Consider the following 24923-nt stretch of genomic DNA (forward strand, 5'->3'; position numbering starts at 1 on the left):
TACCTGTGTCCTTTGAGCCCCGGCGTTGCGCGCCGGGGTTCGTAGTTTAAGCCGTCGGCGCGAGCGGTGCTGCCGGTGCGCGACGATAGGCCAGCCAGATCAGGAACAGCCCGCCGACGATCATCGGCACGCAGAGCACCTGGCCCATGGTCAGCCAGTTCCAGGCCAAGTAGCCCAGCTGCGCATCCGGCACGCGAACGAACTCGACGATGAACCGGAAGATGCCGTAGAACAGCGCAAACATGCCCGATACGGCCATGGTCGGACGCGGCTTGCGCGAGAAAATCCACAGGATCAGGAACAGCGCCACGCCTTCGAGCGCGAACTGATACAGCTGCGACGGGTGACGCGGCAGTTGCGCCGGATCACTGAATGGCGGGAAAACCATGGCCCACGGTACGTCGGTGGCTTTGCCCCACAGTTCGGCGTTGATGAAGTTACCGATACGCCCGGCGCCCAGACCGATCGGCACCATTGGCGCGACGAAGTCCATCAACTGGAAGAACGACTTGCCATTGCGCTTGCCAAACCACAATGCGGCCAGCATTACGCCGATGAACCCGCCGTGGAACGACATGCCACCCTTCCACACTTCGAAAATCAGCGTCGGGTTGGCCAGATAAGCGCTCAGATCGTAGAACAGCACGTAACCCAGACGTCCGCCGACGATCACGCCCATCGATAGCCAGAAGATCAGATCGGAGAGCTTCTCCTTGCTCCAGGTCGGGTCGAAACGGTTGAGCCGGCGCGACGCCAGCAGCCACGCACCGCCGATGCCGACGAGGTACATGAGACCGTACCAGTGGATTTTCAGCGGACCGATGGCCAGGGCCACCGGATCGATCTGCGGGTAAGGCAGCATTGCGACTCCTCGTTAGAGTTGAAACCAAAATTCCCGGGCGACGCTGCCACCACAGGATTAAGCCAGGATTGCGACGCGATTAAAGCAGGAAGCTCACACCCACGCTGAACAGCAAAGCGGCGAACAGCCGTTTCAGCAAGCGCGGCGACAACCGATGCGCCAAACGCGCGCCGATGCGGGCGAAGACCATGCTGGTCAGGGCGATGCCCAACAACGCCGGCAAATACACAAAACCGAGACTATGCGGTGGCAACAACGGATCGTGCCACCCCAGAATCATGAAACTTAATGCACTGACCAGCGCGATTGGCAGCCCGCAGGCCGACGAAGTCGCCACCGCTTGCTGCATCGGCACACTGCGCCAGGTCAGGAACGGCACGGTCAGCGAGCCGCCACCGACGCCAAAAATCGCCGAGGCCCAGCCGATCACACTGCCGGCCACAGTCAGACCGAGCTTACCCGGCACCGTTCGGCTGGCCTTGGGTTTGATGTCCAGCGCCAGTTGCACCGAGATGATCAAGGCGAACACGCCGATGATCTTTTGCAGGTGTGGGCCGGAGATCGCTTCTGCAGTCAGGGCACCGAAACCGGCGCCGAGCAGAATGCCGACGGCCATCCACATGAAGATCGGCCAGCGCACCGCGCCGCGTCGATGATGCTCACGCACGGCGTTGACCGAGGTGAAAATGATCGTCGCCAGCGACGTCCCGACCGCCAGATGGGTGAGGATCGACTGATCAAAGCCCTGCAGGGTGAAACTGAACACCAGCACCGGCACGATAATGATCCCGCCGCCAACGCCAAACAGCCCGGCCAGCACGCCCGCACAGGCGCCCAGCGCCAGATAGAGCAGAAATTCCATGACCGTCTCCCCAGACCGCATCCGCAAAACCGGAGCGGCATGGTAACGGATGCACACCCTTTGGCTCCACTGGCGATGGATGCACGGACGCCGGATGCGTAGAGTGAGCAAAAAACACACAAGGACCACCTTATGTGCCTGATTGTTTTCGCTTGGCGGCCGGGCCATGACCAGCCGCTGATCGTCGCGGCCAACCGTGACGAGTTTTACGCCCGGCCGAGCCTGCCCTTGGCGCAATGGCCGGAGGCGCCGCATGTGCACGCGGGGCGTGATCTTGAAGCCGGCGGCACCTGGCTGGGGATCGGCGCCAACGGGCGCTTTGCCGCGCTGACCAATATTCGCGATCCGCAGCAGCCGCCGGCACGCAAGTCGCGGGGCGAGTTGGTGGCGCGGTTTCTCACGGACGACGCGTCGATTGATGATTATTTGAGCGATGTGGTCGGGCGTGCGGCGGAATATGCCGGGTTTAATCTGCTGCTCGGCAATAGTCATGAGCTGTGGCACTTCAATGCGCGGATGTCGGAGCCGGTGATGCTGGAATCGGGCGTCTACGGGTTATCGAATGCCGGGCTGGATACGCCGTGGCCGAAGTTGCTGAAGGCCAAGGCTGGGTTGAGTGCGGTGCTGGATGATCCGCAACCGCAGCACTTGCTCGATTTGCTAAGCGATGCCCAGACCGCGCCGGAAGCGGAATTGCCAGATACCGGGGTGGGTCTGGCCACTGAAACATTGCTGTCGAGTGTGTTTATTGCCAGTCAGAGTTACGGGACGCGGGCGAGTACGGCGTTGATCGTTCAGGCGGATGGGACTCGGCGGATGGTCGAGCGGAGTTTCGGGCCATATGGCGGGCATTTGGGCGAGGTGGAGATAAAAGCGTAAAAGCCGACCCTCACCCCAGCCCTCTCCCAAAGGGAGAGGGGGCCGACCGAGGTGTCTTGAGCCGTACATCGACCTGAAAGATCGAGTCGATTATGGATTCAACACAGCACTTTCAGGTCGGCGTACCTCTGCAGCATCCCCCAATCAGTCCCCTCTCCCTTTGGGAGAGGGGGCCGACCGAGGTGTCTTGAGTCGTACACCGACCTGAAAGATCGAGTCGATTATGGATTCAACACAGCACTTTCAGGTCGGCGTACCTCTGCAGCATCCCCCAATCAGTCCCCTCTCCCTTTGGGAGAGGGTTAGGGTGAGGGGCTTTTGATCTTCAGAGGGCCTTGACCACCGCCGGCGGATGCATCTTCGACAACCCAAGGTTCTTCAGCGCCAATTGCAGCGAGCTGTGGATCACTTGCGGGTTGTCGATGGTCATCAGCTCCGCCAGCAATTCCTTGGCCTTGCTCAGATTGACCTGACGCAACATCCACTTCACCTTCGGCAAGTTGGTGGCGTTCATCGACAAACTGTCGAAACCCATCGCCATCAACAGCACTGCCGCCGCTGGATCACCGGCCATCTCGCCGCAGATACTCACCGGTTTACCTTCCGCATGGGCATCGCGAACCACGGTCTGCAAAGCTTGCAGCACCGCCGGGTGCAGGTAGTCGTAAAGGTCGGCCACACGCGGGTTGTTACGGTCGACCGCCAGCAGATACTGGGTCAAGTCGTTGGAACCGACCGACAGGAAGTCGACCATCCGCGCCAGTTCCTTGGTCTGGTACACCGCTGCCGGAATTTCGATCATCACGCCGATCGGCGGCATCGGCACGTCGGTGCCTTCGTCGCGCACTTCGCCCCAGGCCCGGTGGATCAGGTGCAGGGCTTCTTCGAGTTCGTGGGTGCCGGAGATCATCGGCAGCAGAATCCGCAGGTTGTTCAGGCCTTCGCTGGCCTTGAGCATCGCGCGGGTCTGCACCAGGAAGATTTCCGGGTGGTCGAGGGTGACGCGAATGCCGCGCCAGCCGAGGAACGGGTTGTCTTCCTTGATCGGGAAGTACGACAGCGACTTGTCACCGCCGATGTCGAGGCTGCGCATGGTCACCGGTTGCGGGTGGAACGCGGCGAGCTGCTCACGGTAGATCGCCAGTTGTTCCTTCTCGCTCGGGAAGCGCTGGTTGATCATGAACGGCACTTCGGTGCGGTACAGGCCGACACCTTCGGCGCCACGCTTCTGCGCCCGCGCCACGTCGGCGAGCAGACCGGTGTTGACCCACAGCGGCATGCGGTGGCCATCGAGGGTCACGCACGGCAGGTCGCGCAGGGTGTCGAGGCCCAGCGCCAGTTGTTTCTCTTCTTCAACGACTTCGGCGAACTGCTTGCGCAGCACTTCGCTCGGGTTGGTGTAGACCTCGCCGCGAGTGCCGTCGACGATCATTTCGATGCCGTCGACCTTGGCGTACGGCAGGTCGACCAGCCCCATCACCGTCGGAATACCCATCGCCCGGGCAAGGATCGCCACGTGGGAGTTGCCCGAACCGAGTACCGAAACCAGACCGACCAGCGTGCCTTCCGGCACCTCGCCGAGCATCGCCGGCGTCAGTTCTTCACTGACCAGAATGGTTTTTTCCGGATAGACCAGATTCTGCTGACGCTCTTCCTGCAAGTAAGCGAGCAGGCGGCGACCAAGGTCTTTGACGTCCGAGGCACGCTCACGCAGATAGGCGTCGTCCATCAGTTCGAAACGGTTGACGTGCTCCGTGACCACCTGCCGCAGCGCGCCCTGGGCCCACTGGCCGGTCTTGATCACGGTGGTGATTTCGCTGCCCAGCGAGGCATCGTCGAGCATCATCAGGTAGACGTCGAACAGTGCGCGCTCTTCCGGGCGCAACTGGGTCGCGAGCTTGGCGGACAACGCGCGCATGTCGGCACGCACGCCTTCGATGGCGGTCTTGAACAGCGCCAGTTCAGCGTCGATGTCGGTGATGGTCTTGTCCGGCACCACGTCGAGATCGGCCGGTGGCAGCATGACCACCGCCGTACCGACCGCCGCACCCGGCGAACCCGGCACGCCGACGAACTTGGCTTCCTGAATGCCTTTGCCCTGACGGCCCAGACCACGGATCGATCCGGTGGCCTCGGCGTGGGCGATAACCCCGGCGAGCTGCGCGCTCATGGTCACGAGGAAGGCTTCTTCACCTTCGTCGAACTGGCGGCGTTCTTTTTGCTGGATGACCAACACGCCGACGACGCGGCGGTGGTGAATGATCGGTGCACCGAGGAACGAGGCGTAACGCTCTTCACCGGTTTCGGCGAAGTAGCGGTAGCGCGGGTGAACAGACGCGTTTTCGAGGTTCAGGGGTTCTTCACGCGTGCCGACCAGACCGACCAGACCTTCGTTGGGTGCCATGCTGACCTTGCCGATCGAGCGCTTGTTCAAGCCCTCGGTGGCCATCAGGACGAAGCGGTTGGTCTCGGGATCAAGCAGGTAGACCGAGCAGACCTGGCTGCCCATGGCCTCTTTGACGCGCAACACAATAATCCCCAACGCCGCCTTGAGATCCTTGGCGGAGTTAACTTCCTGGACGATCTTGCGCAGCGTATTGAGCATGGCTCGGGGTCGAACTCCGTCGTCAGTCGCGCGCTAAAAGGCGCGGGGCAAGCTCTTTGAGGGCGCGGCGATACACCTCGCGCTTGAATGTCACCACCTGGCCCAACGGATACCAATAGCTGACCCAGCGCCAGCCATCGAACTCCGGTTTACCGGTCAAATCCATCCGCACCCGCTGCTCGTTGGAGATCAGGCGCAGGAGAAACCATTTCTGTTTCTGGCCGATGCACAGCGGTTGGCTGTGCGTACGCACCAGACGTTGCGGCAAACGATAGCGCAACCAGCCCCGAGTACAGGCCAGTATTTCAACATCTTCACGTTCCAGGCCAACTTCTTCGTTCAGCTCGCGGTACAAGGCGTCTTCCGGCGTCTCTTCAGGGTTGATTCCCCCTTGCGGAAACTGCCAGGCATCTTGATTGATACGGCGAGCCCATAGCACCTGGCCGGCGTCATTCGTCAGAATGATCCCGACATTGGGGCGGAAACCATCGGGGTCGATCACGGGCACAACCTCGCAAACGCATGTCGCCGCATTGTTCCACAAAGGTTGATAAGGCGGCAACGAAGCTTCCTACCTTATGTGCACTCTTGTGAAAAGACCGTATTCTTGTCGCCTTTTTACAGACTTATCAGCGGGTAACTGCAATGCGCCTGGCACTCTTCGATTTGGACAACACCCTTCTGGGCGGCGACAGCGATCACGCTTGGGGCGACTATCTGTGTGAACGCGGCTTCCTCGACCCGATTGCGTACAAAGCACGCAACGACGAGTTCTATCAGGATTACCTGGCCGGCAAACTGGATAACGCCGCGTACCTGAACTTCTGTCTGGAGATCCTCGGCCGCACCGACATGGCCGTGCTCGATCAATGGCACAGCGATTACATGCGCGACTGCATCGAGCCGATCGTGCTGCCGCAAGCGCTGGAACTGCTGAAAAAGCACCGCGATGCCGGCGATAAGCTAGTGATCATCACTGCGACCAACCGTTTTGTGACGGCGCCGATTGCTGTGCGACTGGGCGTTGAAACCCTGATCGCTACCGAGTGCGAAATGGTTGATGGCCGTTACAGCGGGCGCAGCACTGATATTCCGTGCTTCCGTGAAGGCAAGGTGACGCGCCTGAATCGCTGGCTGGAAGAGACCGGGTATTCGCTGGACGACAGCTATTTTTATAGCGATTCGATGAATGATTTGCCGTTGCTGGAGCAGGTGGCGAATCCGGTGGCTGTCGATCCGGATCCGAATCTGCGCGCTGAAGCCGAGAAGCGAGGCTGGCCGGTGATTTCGCTGCGCGGCTGATTATGCCTTCGCGAGCAGGCTCGCTCCCACAAGGTATTGTGAACGACACAGATCCAATGTGGGAGCGAGCTTGCTCGCGAATGGGGTCGACTCGGTCTCAAGCCTTAAACAGGCTTGGCACCCATCAACGCCGCAATGGCGAGAAATCCGATGCCGCTGACAATCGCCAGCGCCAGCGTGAATTTCCGGTTACCTACCCCGCGAGTCCACAGCCGATTAAGCCGCACCAGCAACCACACTGCACTCAACGTGGCCACGGCATAGATCACGCTGGACCCCAAAATCCACAACTGCCCCAGTGGCCAGCCGATCAGGTGTACCAACCACCAACCGGTGAAAGGCATGCTCAGCATACCGATCAGCATCAAACACCAGATAAACAGCCAGGGACGCTGCATCGTGCTGGCCGGCCCTTCGCTGCGATTACGCCAGGTCAGAGCGGCGAGCCCCAGCCCGCTCGCGAGTATGACCACGGTCGCCGCGACGTGAAGGACTTTCAGGGTGGTCAGGGTTTCCATGAATTTCTCTTCCTTGGGCCATGCCCATCAGCGTAGCCGCTCAGCCAAGAAACAGCTGATAGGCCGGGTTCTCGCTTTCATCCCAGTACGGGTATCCGATTTCTTCAAGCGCCGCCGGCACTAGATGACGCTCGTCGTGCGGCACTTGCAGGCCCGCGACCACACGGCCATCGGCGGCGCCGTGGTTGCGGTAGTGGAACATCGAGATATTCCAGCGCCCGCCCAGCTTATTAAGGAAGTTGAACAGCGCGCCGGGACGCTCCGGGAATTCGAAGCGGAATACCACTTCATCAATCACGTGCGCCGCGTGGCCGCCGACCATGTGGCGGATGTGCAGTTTGGCCAGTTCGTTGTCGGTCAGGTCGAGCACCGGGAAGCCTTGTTCGGTGAGGCTCGCGAGCAGCGCACTGCGCGGGTCATTTTCCGGGTGAGTCTGCACGCCAACGAAGATGTGTGCTTCGCTGCCGGTGTTGTAGCGGTAGTTGAATTCGGTGATCTGGCGCTTGCCGATGGCTTCGCAGAACGCCTTGAAGCTGCCCGCCTTTTCGGGGATGGTCACGGCGATGATCGCTTCGCGACCCTCGCCCAGTTCGGCGCGCTCGGCAACGTGGCGCAAGCGGTCGAAGTTGACGTTGGCGCCGGAGTCGATGGCGACGAAGGTCTGGCCACTTACACCGCGCAACTCAACGTACTTCTTGATCCCGGCCACGCCTAACGCACCGGCAGGTTCGGTGATCGAGCGGGTATCGTCGTAGATATCCTTGATCGCCGCACAGATCTCGTCAGTGCTGACGGTGATCACTTCATCGACGTAGTCTTTGCAGATGTCGAAGGTGTGCTGGCCGATCTGTGCCACCGCCACGCCGTCGGCGAAGATGCCCACGGTCGGCAACACCACGCGCTCACCCGCAGCCATCGCCGCTTGCAGGCAGTTGGAGTCGTCCGGCTCGACGCCAATGACTTTGATGTCCGGGCGCAGGTATTTCACGTACGCAGCAATACCGGCGATCAGACCGCCGCCACCGACCGGGACGAAAATCGCGTCCAGCGGCTGCGGGTGCTGGCGCAGAATTTCCATCGCCACGGTGCCCTGCCCGGCAATGGTGTGCGGATCGTCATACGGGTGGATGTAGACGTAGCCTTTTTCATCGACCAGTTTCAGCGAGTAGGCCAGGGCTTCCGGGAACGAATCACCGTGCAGCACCACTTTGCCGCCACGCGAACGCACGCCTTCGACTTTGATCTCGGGGGTGGTCTTGGGCATGACGATGGTGGCTTTGACGCCCAGCACTTTCGCCGCCAGGGCCAGACCTTGCGCATGGTTGCCCGCCGACGCGGTGACTACGCCACGGGCGCGCTCTTCATCGCTCAGTTGCGTCAGTTTGTTGTAGGCGCCGCGAATCTTGAACGAGAACACTGGCTGCAAGTCTTCACGCTTGAGCCAAATGTCATTGCCCAGCCGCTCGGAGAGCTGGCGGGCGTTCTGCAGCGGGGTTTCTACGGCAACGTCATAAACGCGCGAGGTGAGGATCTTTTTGACGTACTGTTCGAGCATCGGAAAGCATCACTGAGCGGTTGAGCGGGACCGAGGAGTCTAACCCGGCTTTTGCCCGCACGACCACACGAATCCAGAGGTTTTAGCCACGCTTGCGGCTATAATGCCGGCCTTTCCGTTCTCTCCTTGCCCGCTTCCGGAGCCCGCATGACCCAGGATCAACTCAAACAGGCAGTGGCTCAGGCCGCCGTCGACTTCATCCTTCCGAAACTCGACGACAAGAGCATCGTCGGGGTCGGCACCGGCTCCACCGCCAACTGCTTCATCGATGCCCTGGCCCAGCACAAAGGTGCGTTCGATGGCGCCGTCGCCAGTTCCGAAGCCACTGCCGCGCGCCTGAAAGGCCACGGGATTCCGGTGTACGAACTGAACACTGTCAGCGACCTGGAGTTCTACGTTGATGGCGCCGATGAAAGCGACGCGCACCTGAACCTGATCAAGGGCGGCGGTGCTGCACTGACTCGCGAGAAGATCGTTGCGGCCGTGGCCAAGACCTTCATCTGCATCGCCGACGCCAGCAAACTGGTGCCGGTGCTGGGCGAGTTCCCGCTGCCAGTCGAAGTGATCCCGATGGCCCGCAGCCACGTCGCCCGCCAACTGGTGAAACTGGGCGGCGACCCGGTGTATCGCGAAGGCGTGCTAACCGATAACGGCAACATCATCCTCGACGTGTTCAACCTGCAAATCACCAACCCGGTGGAGCTGGAAGCGCAGATCAATGCGATTGTCGGCGTGGTCACCAATGGCTTGTTCGCGGCGCGTCCGGCGGATCTGTTGCTGCTGGGTACTAGCGAAGGTGTGAAAACCCTCAAGGCTGAGTAATCCAGACTGCCCACACTTTATGGGCAGATGAATAAACCTGTGGGAGCGAGCTTGCTCGCGAAGGCGTCGTGTCAGCCAATGAAGATGTTGGCTGAACTGACGCATTCGCGAGCAAGCTCGCTCCCACAGTGTTTTGTGGTGTTGGTCAGGGTTGTGCTGGTTTTTTGAAGACGTAGAACAGGTTCGGCTCGCTCACCAGATACAACGTCCCGTCATCATCCATGGCAATGCCTTCCGCCTGCGGTACGGTCTTCTTCAAACCCTGACGCCCGCCACTGATGGACATCGTGCTCAACGGCCGTCCACCGACATCCAGCTCCAGAATCAGCCGCGACTCATCCGACAGCGCCAATAAATGCCCACTGCGCTCGTCGTATTGCAGGCTCGACAGATCGCGCACAAACATCCCGGCATCGCGCTTCGGGTCGTTGATCACATGCACCGCGTAGGACTTCTCCGGATTGAAGTGCGGAAAACCGTGCACTTCGTAGATCAGCATCGGGTTGCGTTCCTTCGCAACAAACAGGCGCTTGCCCACCGAGTCATACGCCAGACCTTCAAAACCTTTGTTGCTGGCCATATGTACGCCAAGGGTCATCTGCTCGGCGTCCGCCGCGTCGAGGAACGTGGTATCTGCTTCCAGGTGAATCTTGATCAGCCGCTGCTGACGCTCGTCAGTGATCACGTAGGTGTCGGCGCTGATGTACTCGACAGCTTCCGGATCGCCAAAACCAATCAGGGCAATGCGCCGCAGGATCTTGCCTTCCAGCGACAGTTCGACCAGCTCGGAATTCTTGTTGGTCACGGTGAACAGGCTTTTGCGCACCGGATCGAAGGTCAGCGCCGAGACATCATCGTCCAGACCCTCGATGACCCGCGCCTCAATCTCGACGCGATACTGATCCAGCCCGATCGACTCGCTACTCTGCGGCTGCCACAACGTGTGCAGGTTGAACCAGGCGCGTTCGAACAGACGCATGTATTGGCCGAGCGCGATCAATGCGATCAGGGCAATCACCGACAGGATGATCATCAGAGGTTTGGGACGGGCAAGTCGACGCATTCGGGTGGGCTCGGGATCAAGACAGGCGGATGAAATATCACGCCCGTCTGAACTGAAGCTTAATGGCCACTTGCCTGTCAGGACAATCAGACTTGTCTGAAATTGCCGCTAGGACATTTATTGCTGTTTTTCGAAGCGATAGAACAGGTTCGGCTCGCTGACCATGTACAGCGTGCCTACCTCGTCCATGGTCACGCCTTCGGCGCGGGGGATGGTGTTCTTCAGACCGTTGAAGCCGCCGAGCAGGGTCATGAAGCTGACTTGCTCGCCCTTCTCGTCCAGCTCCAGCAGCAGATGTGAATCGGCAGAGAGCACCAGGGTGTGACGCGTGCGGGGATCGATCGCCAGTGCCGAGAGATTGCGAATATCCAGTTCATCACTGGCGAGTTTTTGCTTGTCGCCCTTGAGGGTCTGGCTGCCGTCGCTCTTCCAGGTGAACAGCGCCGGTGGCCGCTCCTCACCGAGCAGCAATTGCTGGTTGTGGGAATCCCAGGTAATCGCTTCGAAGGCTTTGTTCTGGTCTTTCGACGGACCGAGATCGTATTTGGGGAAGTCGGCGATGTTCAATTCGCGGGTATTGGCGTCGACCTTGACGATCGACAGCATGTGCTGGCGCTCATCGACAATCGCCATCAAGCCGTTTTCCATGACGGTCAGGCCTTCCGGGTTGCTCCAGCCCACCAACGGCATCTTGCGCAGCACATCACCTTGCAAGGTCAGTTCGGCGAGAAACGGGTTTTTACCCATCACTGAAAACAGCGTTTTGGTCTGCGGGTTGTACGCCAGATCCGAAGCTTCGTCCTTCTCCATCCCCTTGAGCGGCTTGGCATCGATCACCACTCGATAGTCCGGTAGCCAGATGCTTTCTTTCTGCTCGGCCTGGCTTTCGAAGCGCTCCTGCAGCCAAAGCACACCGCGATCATCCCAGTGCATGGCAAACGCCAAGGCGTATGCGGCGGCAATCACCAGCAAGAGCCAGACATACCAACGCAGGGCGAAACGTGAACGGCGAGTGGGTTTGAGCTGAGTTTGAGATGACATCGAGGGACGCGTTCCGAAAATTCAGGCTAAGGGTAATAGCACAAAGAGGCCGGCTCAGACGCCAGAATGAGAGGAATTATCCGTACAGGATGTGAAAAAAACGGCAAATGGCGGGATTGTCGTGTGTTGCCAGCGATCTTCAGGGCAGCACAAAACAATGTGGGAGCGAGCTTGCTCGCGAAGGCAGAGTGTCAGTCGACATCTTTGCTGACTGACAAAATGCTTTCGCGAGCAAGCTCGCTCCCACAGAGGATTTGCAGTGTGGCGGTTAGCGCACGCTGCTGGTGAAGCTGCTCGCACCGACCAGTTCGAGGACGATGTCATCGCCCACGTTCAGCGGGCCAACGCCGACTGGCGTGCCGGTGAGGATCACGTCACCGGCCTGCAGCGAGAAGCAGCCGGCCATGTGCTGGATCATCGGCACGATCGGGTTGAGCATCGCGCTGCTGTTGCCGTCCTGACGCACTTCGCCGTTGATGGTCAGGCGGATACCGATGTCGGTCAGGTCAGCAAAAGTGCTGCCGACCACGAACGGTGCAAGCACCGCCGCGCCGTCGAACGACTTGGCGATTTCCCACGGTAGGCCCTTGGCTTTCAGCTCGGCCTGCTTGTCGCGCAAGGTCAGATCGAGCGCCGGGGCGAAACCGGAGATCGCATCCAGCACTTCTTCACGGCTCGGTTTGGTCGACAATGGCTTGCCGATCAACACGGCGATTTCCGCTTCGTAGTGCACCGAACCGCGCTCGGTCGGAATGGCGAACCCACCCTCCAGCTCAACCACGCAACTGCCCGGCTTGATGAACAGCAACGGCTCGGTAGGCACCGGGTTGTCCAGTTCCTTGGCGTGTTCGGCGTAATTACGGCCAATGCACACGACTTTCCCGATCGGGAAGTGGATGCGCGTGCCGTCGACGTACTGGTGCTGATAGCTCATTTACCGACTCCTGCCTTCATTGATTCATCAAAGATTGCCGATCAAACCGCGAAAATCTTGCCCGGGTTCATGATGCCGTTCGGGTCGAACACCGCTTTCACCGCTTTCATGTACTCGATCTCAACCGGCGAGCGGCTGTAGGTCAAGTAATCGCGCTTGGTCATGCCCACGCCGTGCTCGGCGGAAATCGAACCGTTGTACTTCTCGACGGTTTCGAACACCCACTTGTTGACAGTCGCGCACTTGGCGAAGAACTCATCCTTGCTCAGGTTATCCGGCTTGAGAATGTTCAAATGCAGGTTGCCGTCGCCGATGTGGCCGAACCAGACGATTTCAAAATCCGGATAGTGTTCGCCGACGATCGCATCGATTTCCTTCAGGAACGCTGGCACTTTCGATACGGTGACCGAGATGTCGTTCTTGTACGGCGTCCAGTGCGAGATGGTTTCGGAGATGTACTCGCGCAGCTTCCACAGATTCTGCAGTTGGGTTTCGCTCTGGCTCATCACGCCGTCCAGCACCCAGCCCTGCTCGACGCAATGCTCGAAGGTTTCCAGCGCGCTGTTGGCCACTTCTTCGGTGGTCGCTTCGAATTCCAGCAAGGCATAGAACGGGCAATCGGTTTCGAACGGCGCCGGTACGTCGCCACGGCCCATGACCTTGGCCAGAGCCTTGTCGGAGAAGAATTCGAAGGCGGTCAGATCGAGCTTGCCTTGAAAGGCATGCAGCACCGGCATGATCGAGTCGAAATCGGCGGTGCCGAGGACCATCGCGGTGAGATTTTTCGGCGCACGATCAAGGCGCATGGTCGCCTCGACGACAAAACCGAGGGTGCCTTCAGCGCCGATGAACAACTGGCGCAAGTCATAGCCGGTGGCGTTCTTGATCAGGTCTTTGTTCAGTTCGAGCACATCGCCCTTGCCGGTGACGACTTTCATGCCGGCGACCCAGTTGCGGGTCATGCCGTAGCGAATCACCTTGATTCCGCCGGCATTGGTGCCGATATTGCCGCCAATCTGGCTGGAACCTGCCGAAGCGAAGTCGACCGGGTAGTACAGGCCCTTTTCTTCAGCGACGTTCTGCAAATGCTCGGTGACCACGCCCGGCTGACAAACGGCGGTGCGGTCGGTGAGGTTCACGTCGAGAATCTGATTCATGTAGTCGAACGAAACGACCACTTCGCCATTCGCGGCCACCGCAGCGGCGGAAAGCCCGGTGCGCCCGCCCGATGGCACCAGCGCGACCTTGTGCGCGTTGGCCCAGCGGACCACGGCCTGCACCTGCTCGATGGTCTTGGGAAACACGATGGCGCTGGGCGCCGGGGCGAAGTGCTTGGTCCAATCCTTGCCGTACGCATTCAGGGAGTCGGCGTCGGTCAGGACCTTGCCAGGCTCGACCAGGGTCTTCAGTTCATCAATCAGGGCAGGATTGGTCATCGACAGAACTCTCGAACAATTCATGGTCATCCTGAGAACGCTTCACGTCGCAGGAATGAGTGTTTAGCGGGGAGGCTATGCTAGCATATCGACCCCGCAGGACAGTGCCCAAGGCCAGATCCGCGGAGACGACTTTCTTGTCGTCCGGGTCAGCGTCTGTTGACCATTTCCTGCCATTTTTCTCCGGGATACAGGTTTACGCAGATGAGCAAGACTTCTCTCGATAAGAGCAAGATCAAGTTCCTTCTTCTCGAAGGCGTCCACCAATCGGCTGTCGACGTCCTCAAGGCGGCGGGCTACACCAGCATCGAATACCTGACAGGTTCCTTGCCGGAAGCCCAGCTCAAGGAAAAGATCGCTGACGCTCACTTCATCGGCATTCGTTCGCGCACCCAACTGACCGAAGAGATCTTCGATCACGCGAAGAAGCTGGTAGCGGTCGGCTGTTTCTGCATCGGCACCAACCAGGTTGACCTGAGTGCTGCCCGCGAGCGCGGCATCGCCGTGTTCAACGCGCCGTACTCCAACACCCGTTCCGTTGCCGAGCTGGTGCTGGCCGAAGCGATCCTGCTGCTGCGCGGCATCCCGGAGAAAAACGCTTCCTGCCACCGTGGCGGCTGGATCAAATCCGCAGCCAACTCCTTCGAGATCCGTGGCAAGAAGCTCGGCATCGTCGGCTACGGTTCGATCGGTACTCAGTTGTCGGTTCTGGCTGAAGGTCTGGGCATGCAGGTGTATTTCTATGACACCGTGACCAAGCTGCCACTGGGCAACGCCACTCAAATCGGTAGCCTGACCGAGCTGCTGGGCATGTCCGACATCGTCACCCTGCACGTTCCAGAAACCGCTGCGACCCAGTGGATGATCGGCGAAAAGGAAATCCGCGCCATCAAGAAGGGCGGCATCCTGATCAACGCTGCTCGCGGTACCGTGGTCGAGCTGGACGCCCTTGCGGACGCGATCAAGGACAAGCACCTGATCGGCGCGGCCATCGACGTCTTCCCGGTGGAGCCACGCTCCAACGACGAAGAGTTCGAAAGCCCGCTGCGTGGCCTCGACAACGTGATCCTGACCCCGCACATCGGTGGCTCGACCGCCGAAGCGCAAGCCAACATCGGTCTGGAAGTGGCCGAGAAACTGGTCAAGTACAGCGACAACGGTACCTCCGTTTCGTCGGTGAACTTCCCGGAAGTGGCCCTGCCGGCTCACCCTGGCAAACACCGCCTGCTGCACATCCACGAGAACATCCCGGGTGTGATGAGCGAGATCAACAAGGTCTTCGCCGAAAACGGCATCAACATCTCCGGTCAGTTCCTGCAGACCAACGAGAAGGTTGGCTACGTGGTGATCGACGTCGACGCCGAGTACTCGGACCTGGCGCAAGAGAAGCTGCAGCACATCAACGGTACTATCCGTAGCCGTGTGTTGTTCTGATCAAGCGTTGAGCGACAAAAAAAGGGAGCCTTCGGGCTCCCTTTTTCATGCACGGCGAAAACTTATTCGACGTTGATGGTGATTTTCTTCGAGACGATTGGCGGGTCGAATGCCATGTGACCGCTGTCGCCAAGTTCCAGCTGCAAGGTGTGTTTGCCCGGGGCGAGCTTGATGTCAGCCTGGGTCTGCGCCTTGCCGAAGTGCATATGGTTGGCATCGGTAGGGACGACCGAACCGGCAGGAACAATTTCCTTGGCGTCGATCAGCAGGTGATGGTGACCGGTGTTCTTGGTGACGTCACCGGCCGGCGCCAGTGCGACGTCCTTGGTACCGAATTTGACGGTGAAGGTCTGCGAAACCGTGGCCCCGTCTTTGGGAGAAACGATGAACACTTCAGCGCCTTTGGGGGCCGGAGTAGCCGCACTGGCCAGCACCGAAACGCCCATCAGCACACCCGCGAACGCTGCACGTGACATAAAGCTTTTCATTTTCTTCTCCAGTTTTTCCGTAAAATCCGCACGGTCATGACAACTTCATGACCATTCGTTGTCGAAGGCACTCGACAACCATAGCAAAGCGAGCCTGACTCAGAGCGTCGCGATAATGATTTCAAAGGAGTGACCATGCGTTTTCTGCCTGGCCTGATCTGCCTGCTACCCCTTTTGAGCCCACTGGCCCACGCCGAACTGATTGATGACGTCAACGACCGTGGCGAGCTGCGCATAGCCCTTGAGGCTAATACACCGCCCTTCAATTTCAAGGAAGGCGACACCCTCACGGGGTTCGAGGTCGAGCTTGGGCAACTGCTGGCCAACGAACTGGATGTGCGCGCCGACTTCATCGTCACCGACGAGGCCGATCTGCTCCAGGGCGTTGAAAGCGGCAAGTACGACGTCGCGCTCAACCACATAGCACTGACACCCGAACTCAAGGATCGTTTCGACTTCAGCGAGCCGTACGGCAAGGTCGATTCGCAGTTGTTGGCGAAGAAGGATGAGCAGCCACGGCCGATGGTGTTGGTGCAGGCGTTGACGGAAGAGAAGCCGAAAGCGGCGGAGCCGGTGAATTTGGCGATACCGTTTCAGAAAGGTAATCCGGCGTTTCAGGCCAGCCTTGCGAGTGCGATGCAGCGGATCAAGGACGACGGGCGCCTGGCAGCGCTGACCGAGAAGTGGTTGAAGCCTTGAAAGCCCCTCACCCTAGCCCTCTCCCAGAGGGAGAGGGGACTGAATGGGGGATGCTTCAGAGATACGCCGACCTGAACCTACTTTGCCGAATCCATAATCGACAAGGTCTTTCAGGTCGATGAATAGCGCCAGACATTTCGGTCGGCCCCCTCTCCCCTGGGAGAGGGCTGGGGTGAGGGCAACGATTCAGGATCAGTCCAAAGCAGCCAGGGCCAGCGCTGCTTGCGGCAGTTCGAGTTCGCTGAAGACTTGCACACCATGGCGCTTGAGCAACGCGGCCGTCACGCCCTCACCAGAGATTTTGACCCCGCTGAACGTCCCGTCGTAAGTCAGCAAATTCCCGCAAGAAGGACTGTTGGCCTTAAGCACCGCCACGCGGATGCCATATTTCTGCACCAGTTCCAGCGCCTGCCGCGCGCCATCCAGAAACTGCGCACTGACATCCTCGCCCTCGGTGGTAATCACCGCCGCGACACCATCGAGCACTTCACCACCCTGCCCGCCCGGAATCTCCGCCGCCGCCCGTGGCGTCGGCAATCCACCAGCGACTTCCGGACACAACGGCACCACCCGCCCTTCGGCAATCCACTGTTCAAGCAGATCAAACGGCCCGCTCGCGCCACCGTCGTAACGTACGCGATGACCCAGCAGGCAGCGACTGACCAGAATCCTGTGCATCTCAGAACGGCTCGTTGCCACGACGGCGGAACCAGCCAGTCAGCGACAGGCGCTCGCGGTTCGCCGGCAGCACTTCATGAGGCACTTCACCGGAAAGGAACACCACCAGACAACCGCCCGTAGGCTGCACGTCGTGCACACGCTCATCATTCAGGTACATGCGCAACTGACCGCCATCTTCCGGCAGCCACGCGTCATTGAGGTAGACCACCACTGAGACCATGCGCTTGTCATCGTCGCGGAAACGGTCGACGTGCTTGCGATAAAAAGCACCCGGCGGATACAGCGCGAAATGGCATTCAAAGTCCTCAAGACCAAGAAACAGGCCACGGTTGAGCGCCTCGCGCAGGCTCTCCATCAGGTTCAGATAGCGGTCGCTGGCCTCGGCCTGACCGGGGTCGATCCACTGAATGTGGTCGCCACGAATACCCTCGCGAATCTCTGAAAACGGCCCACGGCCAACCGCCGCCGGCGCCAGTTCACCTTCGGCCTCACGTTTACGGCACTCGGCCGCCAGCTCGCGGGTCAAACCGGCGGGCAGGAATATGTTCTGCTGCGACCAGCCGTGTTCGGCCAGATCGTCGACAATGCGTAACAGCAGTGGGTGTTCAGAGGATATTTGCATGGCGCGCATAGTATGTCGGCGGCAAGAAATCCGACAGAGCCACGCGGCGGCTTGATACGAATTCTCGACAAGTACCTGCACCGCACGGAGAATAGTCCGCTGCTGACAGGAGTCCCTATGCGCCGTTTGCTTTTTTCACTGTTGATGCTCTGCGTTTTGCCCGCTTGGGCGGACGGCCACGATCAGTTGTACAAGGTCGCCGGCTGGCCAGATCAACGTGCGCATTTCAATGACGCCCTGAGCGCCGCACAGCAGCGCTATCAGAACAGCCTGCCGCCCGCCGTGTTTCAGGCCTTGGTGAACAACAGCAATCAGCGCTTTGCTCCGCAGGCCGTGGATCAGCGCGCCGAAGCGCAACTGCGGCAGAAGCTTGCCGACCCGAAACCGGCGCTGACCTTCTTTCAATCGCCGCTGGGCAGAAAGATCGTCGCCGCTGAATTGCTCGCGACCCGTCGCGATCAATTGGCGAAAAACGCCAAGGGCCTGCCAAAGATGCAGGTCAGCGACAGCCGACTGCTGATCATCGGCCACCTTGCTCAAGCCTTGCCGGCACGTGAAGCCGGCGCCGAAGTGAGTCTGGCGATTGCAGGCGTGGCGGCGGACAGTTTGAGTTCGATGATCCCGGGACTGCTCGGCGGCGGTCAGGCGCAGGGCATGTTGAATGGTCAGCGCCAGCGTTTGATGGATCAGATCGGCGCGGACATGAACAACACGTTGCTCTACGTCTATCGCGACCTGTCGGATGAAGAGCTGGAAGAGTTCGCGACGTTTGCCGAGTCGACTGAAGGCAAGGCCTACTATCAGGCGGCGCTGGCGGCGATTCGCGCAGGGTTGGCGGTCGGGCAGTGATCCTTGTTGCCTGACAAACCGCCTTCGCGAGCAAGCTCGCTCCCACATTTGGATCTTCAGCGAACACAAAATTGTGAACATCCCCAAGCCCCTGTGGGAGCGAGCTTGCTCGCGAAAGTGCCCTCACAGGCGCTAGAGATTCCGGCCCCTGATCCGCTTGCTCAAAAACTCGAAATACTCCTCACGCATCTCCACCGTCTCGTTCGCCAGATGATGCCGCGCCTCGGCCAGCAGCAAGATCTGCGGCCGGTCGAACTTCCATTTCAATACCTGCAAATTGTGCTGCCAGTCCACGGTCATGTCCGCCTGCCCCTGAATGATCAGCGGCCGTCGCGGACTTTTTTTCGCGTGTTCGACGCGAATGATCCAGCGCGACAACGCCCCCACCCATTTCGTCGGCAAGCGTCGCGGCTGCAACGGATCAGCCTGCAGAAACGGCAGGAAATCCGGATCGTTGGAGTTCTCGCTGAAGCGCCGCGCAACACCTCTGACGAAAGGCCTGAGCAGGTAATAGCTCAGTTGCGACCAGCCCCACGCTCGCGGCCGAACCAGTGGCGCCATCAAAATCACCTGACCCTGCGCCGGGCTGTTTTCCGCATGATTGAGCAAATGATCGACCACAATCGCCCCGCCGGTGCTCTGCCCGCACAGATGCCACGGCTGCGGCAGCGCGATCGACTGCGCCTCGGCAAACAGCGCTTGCAGGACGTCCTGGTATTCAGAGAAATCGCGAATGCTCGCGCGCGGCCCACTCGACAGGCCATGGCCCGGCAAATCGCAGGCGATCACCGCGAAATCCTGATCCAGCGCCCACTCGATCACATGCCGGTAAAGCCCGACGTGATCGTAATAACCGTGCAGCAGAAACAGCGTCGCCTTGACCTTCTCCGGCCACCAGCAATGGCTCACCACTTCATAGCCATCGACTTCGAAACGGCCCATGCCACGCCAGACATCGCGATGGGGAAAGTCGGTCTGGTAGAAGCGCTGATAAGCCTTTGCTTCGTCCGACAACGGCTGCCACTCAGCCAAAGGCTTGAGGCTGGCGCGGATTTGATCGGGGTCGAAAGTTGCAGGCATGCGGGAATTCCAAAGCGGTGAACAGACTTTATCGGCCTGCGATATTCATCTGTCGTGGCAGACATGGCAAGCTAGCCCGCCTCTGAGGAATCAAATCCATGCGTTCGCCCTACCGCACCGCACTGTTTGCCAGCCTGCTCGCGCTGATTTGCGCCGGGGTGCTGTGGGCCGCGTACGATTGGTTTCAAGGGCGTTATCTGCGCGCATTCAGCGAACACACGGCGGTGTTTTCCGGTGATCCGCTGCGCCTGCCGGACAATCTCGCTGGCCCCGGCAAGATTCGTCTGGTGCATTTCTGGGACCCGGCTTGCCCGTGCAATGTCGGCAACCAACAGCACCTGACCGAGATGGTCGAGCAGTTCGGCGCCAAGGGTGTCGAGTTCTTCGCGGTGCAAAAGACTGGCAGCCACGGGCAGTTGCCCGCGACCCTCAGCAGCCTGAAAATCATCACGATATTGCCCGGCTCCGAACAGGTGCCGGCCAGCCCGGCCGTGGCGATCTGGGACCGCAGCGGCAAACTGGCGTACTTCGGCCCGTACAGCGAAGGCCTGACCTGCAACTCCAGCAACAGCTTTATCGAACCGATTTTGAATGCCCTGACGGAAGATCGCCCGGTCAATGCCACGCACACCCTGGCGGTCGGGTGTTACTGCCCGTGGCCGGTGGAGGCGCAGTAAGGCATTCCGGACTTTTCAAGGACAGCGCTGCACGGGCCGGAGGGTCTGTGCTAATTGTTTGCAGCCCGACGGGCGGCAATCCCGCATGCACAAGGAGTCACCATGAAGCGCGTGTTCACCGTAATTGGCTTGCTCATCGTTGTTCTGCTTGCCGGCGTCGGCTGGTATGTCTACAGCAAACAACCGACGCGCCAGGGCCAGGTCGAACTGCGCAATCTGCAAGGTTCGGTGACCGTGCGCTATGACGAACGCGGTGTACCGCACATCCGCGCCGAGAACGAAACCGATCTCTACCGCGCCCTCGGCTACGTGCATGCCCAGGATCGGCTGTTCCAGATGGAAGCCATGCGCCGTCTTGCCCGTGGTGAACTGGCGGAAGTGCTCGGGCCGAAGCTGCTCGACACCGACAAACTGTTCCGCAGCCTGCGCATCCGCGAACGCGCGGCCAGTTATGTCGCCAGTCTCGATAAACAGTCACCGGCGTGGAAAGGCCTGCAAGCCTATCTGGATGGCATCAACCAATATCAGGACAGCCACGCCGCGCCAATCGAGTTCGACGTACTGGGCATCCCCAAGCGGCCGTTCACGGCAGAAGACAGCATCAGTGTCGCTGGCTACATGGCCTATAGCTTTGCCGCGGCGTTTCGTACCGAGCCGCTGCTGACCTACGTGCGCGATCAGCTCGGCGCCGATTACCTCAACGTGTTCGACCTCGACTGGCAGCCCAAAGGCGCGCTGGTCAACGGTCACGCCAAGCCAGCGCCGGCACTTGCCGCTGGCGACTGGAAAGACCTCAACGCCCTCGCCCGCCTCAGCGAACAAGCGCTGATCGACAATGGTTTGCCGCAGTTCGAAGGCAGCAACGCCTGGGTGATTGCCGGCAGCCGCAGCCAGAGCGGTAAACCGCTGCTGGCCGGTGACCCGCACATTCGCTTCTCGGTGCCGTCGGTGTGGTACGAGGCGCAATTGTCGGCGCCGGGCTTTGACCTGTACGGCCATCATCAGGCATTGGTGCCGTTTGCGTTTCTGGGGCACAACCTCGATTTCGGCTGGAGCCTGACCATGTTCCAGAACGACGATCTCGATCTGATTGCCGAGAAGGTCAACCCGGACAATCAGAATCAGGTCTGGTATCGCGGCCAGTGGACCGACATGGTCGTCACCGAGCAGCAAATCAATGTGAAGGGACAGTCGCCTGTGACCCTCACCCTGCGCCAATCCCCTCATGGCCCGATCGTCAACGATGCGCTCGGCACCGCCGCCGGCAAGACACCGATCGCCATGTGGTGGGCCTTTCTCGAAACGCCGAACCCGATCCTCGAAGGTTTCTACCAGCTCAACCGCGCCGACACGCTGGCCAAGGCCCGCGCCGCCGCAGCCAAGGTGCAGGCACCGGGGCTGAACCTCGTCTACGCCAACGCCAAAGGCGATATCGCCTGGTGGGCTTCGGCGTTGCTGCCCAAGCGCCCGGCCGGGGTGCGGCCGGGATTCATTCTCGACGGCAGCAGCAATCAGGCCGACAAGGACGGTTTCTACCCGTTCAGCGCCAACCCGCAGGAAGAAAACCCGGCGCGCGGCTACATTGTCTCGGCCAACTTCCAGCCCGTCTCGCCGACCGGCATGGAGATTCCCGGTTACTACAACCTCGCCGATCGCGGGCAACAACTCAATCGTCAGCTCAGCGACAAGAGCGTGAAGTGGACCAATGAGGCCAACCAGAAACTGCAACTGGGCACGGCGACCGGTTACGGCCCGCGATTGCTTGCACCGTTGCTACCGGTGCTGCGTGAGGTGGTCAGCGATCCGGCGCAACTGAAACTGGTCGAGCAACTGGCGCAGTGGCCGGGCGACTATCCGCTGGATTCGGTTAATGCGACGGTGTTCAACCAGTTCCTCTACGACCTGACCGATGCGGCGATGCGTGATGAGTTGGGCAATGATTTTTTCGAGACATTGCTGTCGACGCGAGTGATCGATGCGGCGCTGCCGCGCTTGGCGGCGAATGCCGATTCTCCGTGGTGGGATAACCGCAGCACACCGAACAAGGAGACCCGCGCCGATATCGTCCGCGCGGCGTGGCAGGCGAGCATGCAGCACTTGAAGCTGACCCTCGGCGATAACTCTGCCGAGTGGAAATGGGGCGCGGCGCATACGCTGACTCACGGCCATCCGCTGGGACAGCAGAAGCCACTGGACCGCATTTTCAACGTCGGGCCATTTGCGGCGCCAGGCAGTCACGAAGTGCCGAACAACCTCTCGGCGAGGATCGGCCCGGCGCCGTGGCCGGTGACTTACGGGCCATCGACACGACGCCTGGTGGATTTCGCTGACCCGGCGCATGGGTTGACGATCAACCCGGTCGGTCAGAGCGGTGTGCCGTTCGACAGCCACTATGACGATCAGGCTGAGGCGTATGTCGACGGGATGTATGTGCAGGCGCACTTCAATGCTGAAGAAGTGACGGCGAATACGCGCAGTACCTTGAAGTTGTTGCCGGCGCGGGCCGCGCCTTAAGAGCCCCTCACCCTAGCTCTTTCCCAGAGGGAGAGGGGACTGACCGAGGTGTCTTTTGTCATACATCGACCTGAAAGAGCGGTGTCGATTATGGGTTCACAACCGCTCGCTCAGGTCGGCGTATCTCGCCAATCTCCCCGAATCGGCCCCCTCTCCCTCTGGGAGAGGGCTGGGGTGAGGGTCAAACCATCGCCGCAAAATTCAGCCGAAACTGCTGCGGCGTAACCCCCAACCGCCGGTTGAACACCCCGCGCATATGCTGCGCATCCCGAAACCCGCACTGATACGCCACGGTCTTCAACGGCGCCGCCGTGCTTTCCAGCATCACCCGCGCCGCATCCACTCGCGCCCGCTCGACGAACTCCGCCGGGGTGACTTTGGCCTCCCGGGCGAACACTCTGGAAAAGTTACGCGCACTCATGTTCGCCGCATTGGCCAGATCGGCAATCGTCAGATCGCCCGTGAGATTGGCCAATACATACAGCTGCACCATCGCTACCGCCGATGTCGGCTCTGCATGCGGCGTCAGAAACGGGCTGAACTGCGACTGCCCACCGGAGCGCTGCGTAAACACCACCAAACGCTTGGCCACGCTCAGCGCTACGTCAGCGCCGTAATCTCGCGCCAGCAGGTACAGCGACAGATCAATCCCCGCCGTCACCCCGGCCGAGGTGTAGAGCGTGCCGTCCTCGACGTACAGGCGATCCGCTTCAACCCGCGTTGACGGACACAACTGCGCCAACGCCTCGGCATCGTTCCAGTGCGTGGTGACGGTGCGCCCTTCCAGCAACCCTGCTCGCGCCAGCATGAACGCACCATTGCAGATCGAACCGAAGCGCTGCGCCCGTGAACACGCCTCGCGCAGCCAATCATCGAACGTCGCGCCGAAATCCATGAACGGCAATTGCGGACCACCGGCAACCAGCAGCAGGTCATAGGCGTCGAGTGCTTCGCTGAAATGCCGATGGGCATTGAGGGTCAAGCCGTTGGAACAGGCCATTGGGCCGTGCTCGACGCCGATCACCTGCAGCCGATAGTGATCTTCGGGCGCCAGGAAGCGGTTGGCCTCGGCGAACACATCCATCGGGCCGCTCACATCCAGCGACTGCACACCGGAGAACACCACGATGGCGACGGTTTTGCTCATGGCTGGGAGGCTCCTTTTTGGTCTCTGAGCCGAGTTGGCACGATTTACAGGTGGATTGGCAAGGATCGCAGCCATGGATCGATTGTCCGGTTTCAGCCTCGGGAACAGACTTTCCTCATCAGCGCCACGACGGCGTTCACTGAGGAAACCTCCCATGAGCACGACCATTGCCGGCATCAAAATCCCCGACAGCGCCCTCGCCCGGGCCACCACCGAGTACATCCGCGACATCGAATCCGACCTGCTCTACCACCATTCGCGTCGGGTATTCCTGTTCGGCGCACTGAGCGGTGAGCGCCAGCAACTGGCCTACAACCCGGAGCTGTTGTACGTCGGCGCAATGTTCCATGACCTCGGTCTGGTCGAAGGTCATCGCAGTGATGACGAGCGTTTTGAAGTCGACGGCGCGAACGCGGCGGCAGCGTTTCTCAAACCGTACGGGTTGAGCGATGACGACATCGAGCAGGTCTGGCTGTCGATTGCCCTGCACACCACGCCGGGCGTACCGAAGCATCTGCGTCCGACCGTGGCGCTGGTGACCGCCGGCGTGGAGATGGATGTGCTGGGGATGGATTACGCGGCGTTCAGCACCGTGCAGCGTGAAGCGGTGGTGCATGCGCACCCGCGTGGGGAAGGCTTCAAGGAATGCATCATCTGCGCGTTTGCCGATGGCTTGCGTCATCGCCCGCAGACCACATTCGGCAATGTGAAGACGGATGTGCTGAAGGATCAGGAGCCGGGGTTCAAGCCGATGAACTTTGTCGAGGTCATCCGCAACTCACCCTGGACTTGAATATCACCAAAAAACCTGTGGGAGCGAGCTTGCTCGCGAATGCGGTGGGTCAGCCAACAT

The 24923-nt window shown here is 60.2% G+C and carries 24 protein-coding genes; 9 read left to right on the forward strand and 15 right to left on the reverse strand.

The window, feature by feature from the left end; all coding sequences use genetic code 11:
- Positions 1 to 46: 46 nt before the first annotated feature.
- Both lgt and GTU76_RS16345 read right to left on the reverse strand, forming a co-directional pair.
- Positions 47 to 862, reverse strand: coding sequence for a prolipoprotein diacylglyceryl transferase (lgt, locus tag GTU76_RS16340; protein ID WP_095186949.1), 816 nt, complete (start codon positions 860 to 862; stop codon positions 47 to 49).
- A gap of 79 nt (positions 863 to 941) precedes the next feature.
- Positions 942 to 1724 carry a sulfite exporter TauE/SafE family protein gene (locus GTU76_RS16345; RefSeq protein ID WP_122604460.1) on the reverse strand — a complete coding sequence of 261 codons (783 nt, stop codon included), beginning with the start codon at positions 1722 to 1724 and terminating at the stop codon, positions 942 to 944.
- A gap of 132 nt (positions 1725 to 1856) precedes the next feature.
- Here GTU76_RS16345 and GTU76_RS16350 point away from each other — a divergent pair, with 132 nt between their 5' ends.
- Positions 1857 to 2603, forward strand: a complete 747-nt coding sequence (locus GTU76_RS16350) for an NRDE family protein (protein ID WP_180699068.1) — start codon at positions 1857 to 1859, stop codon at positions 2601 to 2603.
- Between the two features lie 325 nt (positions 2604 to 2928).
- Here GTU76_RS16350 and ptsP read toward each other — a convergent pair whose 3' ends face one another.
- A complete protein-coding gene (ptsP, locus tag GTU76_RS16355; RefSeq protein ID WP_180699069.1) occupies positions 2929 to 5208 on the reverse strand; it encodes a phosphoenolpyruvate--protein phosphotransferase in 2280 nt (759 codons plus the stop codon).
- A 22-nt stretch (positions 5209 to 5230) separates the two neighbouring features.
- Positions 5231 to 5710 (reverse strand): RNA pyrophosphohydrolase, encoded by a 480-nt coding sequence (locus tag GTU76_RS16360; RefSeq protein ID WP_003229203.1) that lies wholly within the window; start codon positions 5708 to 5710, stop codon positions 5231 to 5233.
- 143 nt (positions 5711 to 5853) lie between these two features.
- Here GTU76_RS16360 and GTU76_RS16365 point away from each other — a divergent pair, with 143 nt between their 5' ends.
- On the forward strand, positions 5854 to 6510 hold the full coding sequence (locus GTU76_RS16365; protein ID WP_016987422.1) for a histidinol-phosphatase: 657 nt from the start codon (positions 5854 to 5856) through the stop codon (positions 6508 to 6510).
- Positions 6511 to 6614: 104 nt separating this feature from the next.
- On the opposite strand, the gene GTU76_RS16370 is transcribed toward GTU76_RS16365, so the two are convergent.
- Both GTU76_RS16370 and ilvA read right to left on the reverse strand, forming a co-directional pair.
- The gene (locus GTU76_RS16370) at positions 6615 to 7028 is read right to left on the reverse strand and encodes a DUF2269 family protein (RefSeq protein ID WP_016987423.1); all 414 of its coding nucleotides are present in this window, start codon (positions 7026 to 7028) and stop codon (positions 6615 to 6617) included.
- Between the two features lie 40 nt (positions 7029 to 7068).
- Positions 7069 to 8583, reverse strand: coding sequence for a threonine ammonia-lyase, biosynthetic (gene ilvA / locus GTU76_RS16375; protein ID WP_180699070.1), 1515 nt, complete (start codon positions 8581 to 8583; stop codon positions 7069 to 7071).
- A gap of 147 nt (positions 8584 to 8730) precedes the next feature.
- On the opposite strand from ilvA, the gene rpiA reads away from it, so the two are divergent.
- Positions 8731 to 9405 (forward strand): ribose-5-phosphate isomerase RpiA, encoded by a 675-nt coding sequence (gene rpiA / locus GTU76_RS16380; protein ID WP_007913886.1) that lies wholly within the window; start codon positions 8731 to 8733, stop codon positions 9403 to 9405.
- A 145-nt stretch (positions 9406 to 9550) separates the two neighbouring features.
- On the opposite strand, the gene GTU76_RS16385 is transcribed toward rpiA, so the two are convergent.
- The 4 genes from GTU76_RS16385 to GTU76_RS16400 form a co-directional block, all read right to left on the reverse strand.
- Complete coding sequence (locus GTU76_RS16385) at positions 9551 to 10468, reverse strand: SdiA-regulated domain-containing protein (RefSeq protein WP_180699071.1); 918 nt, start codon at positions 10466 to 10468, stop codon at positions 9551 to 9553.
- 117 nt (positions 10469 to 10585) lie between these two features.
- Positions 10586 to 11509 (reverse strand): SdiA-regulated domain-containing protein, encoded by a 924-nt coding sequence (locus GTU76_RS16390; protein WP_016983786.1) that lies wholly within the window; start codon positions 11507 to 11509, stop codon positions 10586 to 10588.
- Positions 11510 to 11777: 268 nt separating this feature from the next.
- Complete coding sequence (locus GTU76_RS16395; RefSeq protein WP_007913879.1) at positions 11778 to 12443, reverse strand: fumarylacetoacetate hydrolase family protein; 666 nt, start codon at positions 12441 to 12443, stop codon at positions 11778 to 11780.
- 41 nt (positions 12444 to 12484) lie between these two features.
- A complete protein-coding gene (locus GTU76_RS16400; RefSeq protein ID WP_110718062.1) occupies positions 12485 to 13879 on the reverse strand; it encodes an FAD-binding oxidoreductase in 1395 nt (464 codons plus the stop codon).
- 204 nt (positions 13880 to 14083) lie between these two features.
- Between GTU76_RS16400 and serA the strand changes: the two genes are divergently transcribed.
- Positions 14084 to 15313: a phosphoglycerate dehydrogenase gene (gene serA / locus GTU76_RS16405; RefSeq protein ID WP_008085296.1), complete on the forward strand. Its 1230-nt coding sequence runs from the start codon at positions 14084 to 14086 to the stop codon at positions 15311 to 15313.
- A 62-nt stretch (positions 15314 to 15375) separates the two neighbouring features.
- On the opposite strand, the gene GTU76_RS16410 is transcribed toward serA, so the two are convergent.
- Positions 15376 to 15801: a DUF4399 domain-containing protein gene (locus GTU76_RS16410; protein ID WP_016983788.1), complete on the reverse strand. Its 426-nt coding sequence runs from the start codon at positions 15799 to 15801 to the stop codon at positions 15376 to 15378.
- Positions 15802 to 15936: 135 nt separating this feature from the next.
- On the opposite strand from GTU76_RS16410, the gene GTU76_RS16415 reads away from it, so the two are divergent.
- Complete coding sequence (locus GTU76_RS16415; protein WP_175555579.1) at positions 15937 to 16500, forward strand: transporter substrate-binding domain-containing protein; 564 nt, start codon at positions 15937 to 15939, stop codon at positions 16498 to 16500.
- Positions 16501 to 16692: 192 nt separating this feature from the next.
- Here the strand turns inward: GTU76_RS16415 and GTU76_RS16420 are convergent, their stop codons facing one another.
- Entirely contained in the window at positions 16693 to 17178 is a 486-nt protein-coding gene (locus GTU76_RS16420; protein WP_180699072.1) for a 2-thiouracil desulfurase family protein, read from the reverse strand.
- 1 nt (position 17179) lies between these two features.
- The gene (locus GTU76_RS16425; RefSeq protein WP_077574950.1) at positions 17180 to 17812 is read right to left on the reverse strand and encodes a 2OG-Fe(II) oxygenase; all 633 of its coding nucleotides are present in this window, start codon (positions 17810 to 17812) and stop codon (positions 17180 to 17182) included.
- A 108-nt stretch (positions 17813 to 17920) separates the two neighbouring features.
- Between GTU76_RS16425 and GTU76_RS16430 the strand changes: the two genes are divergently transcribed.
- On the forward strand, positions 17921 to 18652 hold the full coding sequence (locus tag GTU76_RS16430) for a DUF2059 domain-containing protein (protein ID WP_180699073.1): 732 nt from the start codon (positions 17921 to 17923) through the stop codon (positions 18650 to 18652).
- A 132-nt stretch (positions 18653 to 18784) separates the two neighbouring features.
- Here GTU76_RS16430 and bipL read toward each other — a convergent pair whose 3' ends face one another.
- Complete coding sequence (bipL, locus tag GTU76_RS16435) at positions 18785 to 19732, reverse strand: phospholipase BipL (RefSeq protein ID WP_150706335.1); 948 nt, start codon at positions 19730 to 19732, stop codon at positions 18785 to 18787.
- Between the two features lie 98 nt (positions 19733 to 19830).
- Between bipL and GTU76_RS16440 the strand changes: the two genes are divergently transcribed.
- Together GTU76_RS16440 and GTU76_RS16445 are read left to right on the forward strand one after the other, a co-directional pair.
- On the forward strand, positions 19831 to 20409 hold the full coding sequence (locus tag GTU76_RS16440) for a DUF6436 domain-containing protein (protein WP_180699074.1): 579 nt from the start codon (positions 19831 to 19833) through the stop codon (positions 20407 to 20409).
- A 102-nt stretch (positions 20410 to 20511) separates the two neighbouring features.
- Positions 20512 to 22923, forward strand: coding sequence for a penicillin acylase family protein (locus GTU76_RS16445; RefSeq protein ID WP_180699075.1), 2412 nt, complete (start codon positions 20512 to 20514; stop codon positions 22921 to 22923).
- Positions 22924 to 23104: 181 nt separating this feature from the next.
- On the opposite strand, the gene GTU76_RS16450 is transcribed toward GTU76_RS16445, so the two are convergent.
- Positions 23105 to 24070 carry a GlxA family transcriptional regulator gene (locus tag GTU76_RS16450; RefSeq protein WP_180699076.1) on the reverse strand — a complete coding sequence of 322 codons (966 nt, stop codon included), beginning with the start codon at positions 24068 to 24070 and terminating at the stop codon, positions 23105 to 23107.
- Between the two features lie 154 nt (positions 24071 to 24224).
- Between GTU76_RS16450 and GTU76_RS16455 the strand changes: the two genes are divergently transcribed.
- A complete protein-coding gene (locus GTU76_RS16455) occupies positions 24225 to 24863 on the forward strand; it encodes an HD domain-containing protein (protein WP_175555584.1) in 639 nt (212 codons plus the stop codon).
- The last annotated feature ends 60 nt before the right edge of the window (positions 24864 to 24923 follow it).

Origin of the sequence: Pseudomonas crudilactis, assembly GCF_013433315.1 — a bacterium.
Lineage (GTDB): Bacteria > Pseudomonadota > Gammaproteobacteria > Pseudomonadales > Pseudomonadaceae > Aquipseudomonas > Aquipseudomonas crudilactis.